Origin of the sequence: Roseibium sp. (genome assembly GCF_025698965.1) — a bacterium.
Classification (GTDB): domain Bacteria; phylum Pseudomonadota; class Alphaproteobacteria; order Rhizobiales; family Stappiaceae; genus Roseibium.
Genome location: NZ_JAILWL010000505.1, coordinates 1 through 4551, shown reverse-complemented (window position 1 = coordinate 4551; position 4551 = coordinate 1). Strand labels below are relative to the sequence as shown.

General features: G+C 55.4%; 5 protein-coding genes. All 5 read left to right on the top strand.

Annotated features, from left to right (window positions below; genetic code table 11):
- On the top strand, positions 1–1103 hold a 1103-nt coding region (locus tag K5905_RS28180; RefSeq protein WP_297590579.1), incomplete at its 5' end, for a tripartite tricarboxylate transporter permease.
- Positions 1104–1114: 11 nt separating this feature from the next.
- Entirely contained in the window at positions 1115–2242 is a 1128-nt protein-coding gene (locus K5905_RS28175) for a Gfo/Idh/MocA family oxidoreductase (RefSeq protein ID WP_297590576.1), read from the top strand.
- A gap of 12 nt (positions 2243–2254) precedes the next feature.
- Positions 2255–3184, top strand: coding sequence for a TRAP transporter substrate-binding protein (locus K5905_RS28170; RefSeq protein WP_297590575.1), 930 nt, complete (start codon positions 2255–2257; stop codon positions 3182–3184).
- 96 nt (positions 3185–3280) lie between these two features.
- Entirely contained in the window at positions 3281–3829 is a 549-nt protein-coding gene (locus tag K5905_RS28165; RefSeq protein WP_297590573.1) for a tripartite tricarboxylate transporter TctB family protein, read from the top strand.
- A partial coding sequence (locus K5905_RS28160; RefSeq protein WP_297590570.1) for a tripartite tricarboxylate transporter permease occupies positions 3826–4551 on the top strand: 726 nt, incomplete at its 3' end. The genes K5905_RS28165 and K5905_RS28160, both read left to right, overlap by 4 nt.

Sequence of the window (4551 nt, the reverse complement as noted above, 5' to 3'; positions counted from 1 at the left end):
GGGAAATGTTCTGGCTTGCAATCATCGGTATCATGGTTGCCGGGTCCATGGCGGCTGGATCCGTTCCATTGAAGGGCTGGATCGCAGGTTGGATCGGGATGCTGATTGCCTTTGTCGGGCTGGACGCGATCCACGCGGTTCCACGGTTCACCTTCGGGTCCTTCGCACTCTATGACGGTGTTTCCTATGTCGCGGTTCTGATCGGTCTGTTCGGCCTGTCGGAAATCCTGCGGACCTTGCCGGCAAAGGACATGCCAACGATTCCTTCCGAAGTCGGACGGGTCTTTCCTCCTCTTGGTAAGCTGGCCAAATATATTCCAAGCGCTCTGCGCTCCGGATCCATCGGTGCCTTTATCGGGGCAATTCCGGGGGCCGGTGCAAATGTTGCGTCGTTCCTTGCTTATGACATCGGCAGGCGCTGGGCGCGGCCGGAGGAAAAAGCCAAGTGGGGCAAGGGCAGCTATCAGGCAATTGTCTGTGCGGAAACCGCCAACAACGCAAATATCGGCGGGTCCATGCTGCCGACCCTCGCTCTGGGTATTCCAGGCAACGCGGCGGCGGCAGCACTCCTGGCGGCCTTGACACTGAAGAATGTTGTGGTCGGTCCGACCATCGAGATCGACCATCCCGGTCTGATCTACTTCATCTATGCGTGCCTTATCGTTGCGAATCTCATGATGTATGTCGCGGCCTTTGCCCTGATAGGTCCGTGCGTGAAACTGTTCAGCCTGCCGCGGGGCATTCTCATGCCGATGATCCTGCCGGTCTGCGTAATCGGTGCCTATGCAGTGAAGCTGACCATGGCCGACGTCTGGATCATGTTCGCTGCCGGTGTGTTCGGTTGGGTCTTCACAATGATGCGGTTCCCAACGGCACCGGTTGTCCTGGGCGTAATTCTTGCTCCGCTTGCCGATGAAAATCTGCGCCGGTCGCTTCTTGTGTTCGAGGATAAGTCCCTCGGGTTCATCCTGTCGCAATGGATCGGCACAGTTTTGATGATTGCGGTGATCTTTGTCGTCGTTGAAGGCGTCTTGCGCGCCCTGTGGTCCTTGAAAAACGGATCGGACGATATTGAGCCGACGCTTACTTCCCCACCAAACTAAGGAGTTTTTGGGTGCCAACGAAGAATAAACAAATAGGTTTGGCCATAGTCGGCTGCGGAACGATTGGCCGCATCCGTGCGGAAATCGCCAGAGCCTATCCTGGTGTGGGCTGGATCGGTCTGTGCGATATCAAGTCGGACATCGGCCAAAAACTTGCCGAGGATGTTCAGGCGGACTTTTTCACAACCGACTTCAGAGAGCTGCTTGCACGCCCTGAAATCACAGCAACCATTATTGCAACGGACGAGAATTTTCATTTCGAACCGACCATGCTCGCGATCGAAAAAGGGCATGACCTTTTCATCGAGAAGCCACTGGCGACAGACGCGCGACAATCGGCTGAAATTCTTGCGGCAATCGAACAGTCCGGCGTCGACGCCGTTATCGGTTACACCCAACGCTTCCGCCGGCGGTTCCTGGCTATCAAGGAGCGCCTGATCACCGGGCAAATCGGTGATGTGCACTCTGTTGTCACGCGGGCATTCATGAACCGCATGGTGCCGATCGCCACGGTTCAGCGTACGCAGGAACGAGCCACACTGACACCGATGGTCGTTTCGGGAACCCATAGCCTGGACATGTCGTTGTGGTTGCTGGAAGGCAAGAAGCCCGTCAGCGTTTATGCCAAGTCGACCGACAAGGTACTCGGGGCCTGGGGCACCAAGGATTCCACCTTCGGCATCTTCACGATGGATGACGGTTCGATCTTCTCGATGAATATTTCCTGGGCTTTGCCGGAAGTCTGGCCAGGTGCGGTTTACGGGATTGAAATCGGAATAGTCGGTTCCGAAGGCGTGATCGATATTGAAGATACACACCGTGACCTGGTCATGGCCACCAATGTGGCACAGGGCGCAGGCTATGCGCCCGAAGGCTACAAGGCTCCCGACCGGCATGTGGACTTTCTGACAAGCTATCCCCCCGGCGATCTGCATCTCGGTCAGCTTTGGGGTCCCATGCGTGAAGAAACAAACGCCTGGTATCAAAGGCTTTATGCCGGGTTGAACACACCCCATGCAACGGCGCAGGACGGTCACCGGAATCTGCTTCTTACCATGGCAATGGATGTGTCTGCCAAGCGCGGCGAACCGGTTGCTCTGCCGCCGGATCCGGCCGAGCTGATGGCGGAACTCTCATAAGGAGATGAATGAATGACGATCGCCATCAGGTTTGGCGGGTATCAGGGTGATAAATCCGTTCATACAAGAGGTGGACGAGCCCTGGGCGAAGCGCTTGCAAGAGCGAGTGATGGCAGCGTCACTCTCGACTTCGACGAGAACATTGTGATCCGCGGCCATAAGGCCGCGGATCTTTTGCATTTGACTGAGGACGGTGCTCTGGACGGGTGTTACTTCTCATCGAGTTATCTGGCCAAACGCGTTCCCGAACTCGGATTGTTCGACCAGCATTTCGTTGTTCCGGACCGCCGCCGCGCCTATGCGTTGCTGGATGGCGCTTTGGGAGAACGGTTGAAGAAAAAAGTATCCGAAACGACCGGCTATACGGTGCTGGGATATTGGGATAACGGACTGCGCCACATCTCCAGCCGGACTCCGATCCGGACACCAGAAGACTGTGCTGATCTCAAGATCCGAACCCTGGCAAATGAAGACCATCAGCGCGTCTTCCGGTCACTCGGCTTCGATCCGAAGGCGATTGATGTCAGGGATTTGCCTGAAGCGGTTGAAACCGGTGCTGTTGATGCTCAGGAGAATCCGCTGACGAACATCTACAATTTTGGCCTCCATAACACTCATCGCAGCATCACCTTATCGCGTCACTTGTTAGGGGTCGCGCTTGTTCTCTTCCGGACTAAGTCAGTCGAGAATTGGCCGGATCCAGTGCGTGAAGCCGTTGAAGAAGCCGTGTCCGAAGCCACGCTGGCACAGCGGCGTTTTGCAGAGGAAGACGATGAAATTTGCCGTAGTGCGCTTGAGGCGGAAGGGGTCGAATTGATCGACTTGAGCGAGACGGATCGCGCTCGGTTCGCCTCCCGATGCAGAAGAGAGGTCGAAACAACGCGCAGAAAGTTTGATGAGGAATTAATCGCTTTATTTGACAAGGAGTTAGGGGCTGCTTGAGGGCTATTCGAGTTCTGCATTCAGCTACGCAAAGTTAGCATTTCGGATCGATTTGGCCGTTCGGTAGTCTTGTATTCGTAGGAGGAACAAGAACAAATGAATGCAGTCAACAAACGTATCGACCCGGCGGTGATTGTCTCTGCAATCCTGTGCACCTTGTCGGTCTTATCGATCCTATTCATGTCGCAACTGGTCGCACCGCCGAAGGTGCTCTTTGGTCGGTCTCTGACTGCCATTTCACCGAGCCTGTTTCCCTATCTGATCCTGACGGCGCTCGCCACGCTCAATGTCCTATATCTCTATCACTGCAAGAATCGGCCGGATGGCTTCTGGAGCGAACCGGACTTCAACGACGCGAGCCGCACCAAAGGGTATCTGTTCTTTGCTGTCATGCTCTTTTACGCGCTGACAATGGTGCCTTTCGGCTTTTTCATCTCAAGCGCGCTTTCTCTTGCAATGACAACCATCCTTGTCGGCAATCGGAGCCTGTTGCAGATCCTGCTGATCTCTGTCTTGCCACCTGTTGTGCTCTATCTCGGTGCAACCAGACTCCTGGCAGTCGCATTGCCTGAATTGTCTCCGATCGAATTCTTCTACGCCTATGTGCTTGGCGAGACGGCCGGCAATGCAGGAGTTGTTCAATGATCGAGCAATTCTCCCAGGGTTTTGAAATGGCCTTCAGGCTGGACACTGTGCTGTTCATGTGTGCGGGTCTGTTCGGAGGCATGCTTGTTGGAGCACTGCCTGGTTTTACGACCCTCATGGCAATGGCAATTCTCCTGCCGATTTCCTTCTTTCTCGATCCGCTGGTTGGCATTCCCTTCCTGCTCGGCATCTACAAAGGCGGTATGTTTGGCGGCAGCGTTCCCGCAATTCTGGTTTCGATGCCCGGCACCGGAGCTGCGGTGGCGACAACCCTTGACGGCTACCAGCTCACCAAGAAAGGGCAGTCGCGCAAGGCCCTGGATACGGCTCTGGTATCCTCGGTCTTCGGTGACATGTTCTCGGACGTCTTCACCATTTTGATGATCTTTCCGATCGCGATGCTGGTGATGCAATTCGGTCCGCCGGAGATCTTTGCCGTGCTGCTTCTTTCTCTGGTCATAATCGCGGTGACGACCGGTGGAAACATTCTTAAGAACCTGATCATGATGCTCATGGGTATCTGGTTTTCCTTCATCGGCACCGACCCGATGGGGGGCGTCGAGAGGTTTACCTTCGGTTTCTTCGACCTGCGCTCGGGCATTCCGCTGCTCCCCATGCTGATCGGTGTTTTCGCCATCCCGGAGATTGTGAATGTCGTGATGCGATCGTCTCACGGCCAGGCGCTCGCCTCGGTGGTTGGCGATCGTCTGACCTGGTCGGAA

Coding starts and splice junctions, on each gene's coding strand:
- K5905_RS28170 (WP_297590575.1), top strand. CDS start 2,255: ATGACGATCGCCATCAGGTTTGGCGGGTATCAGGGTGATAAATCCGTT.
- K5905_RS28165 (WP_297590573.1), top strand. CDS start 3,281: ATGAATGCAGTCAACAAACGTATCGACCCGGCGGTGATTGTCTCTGCA.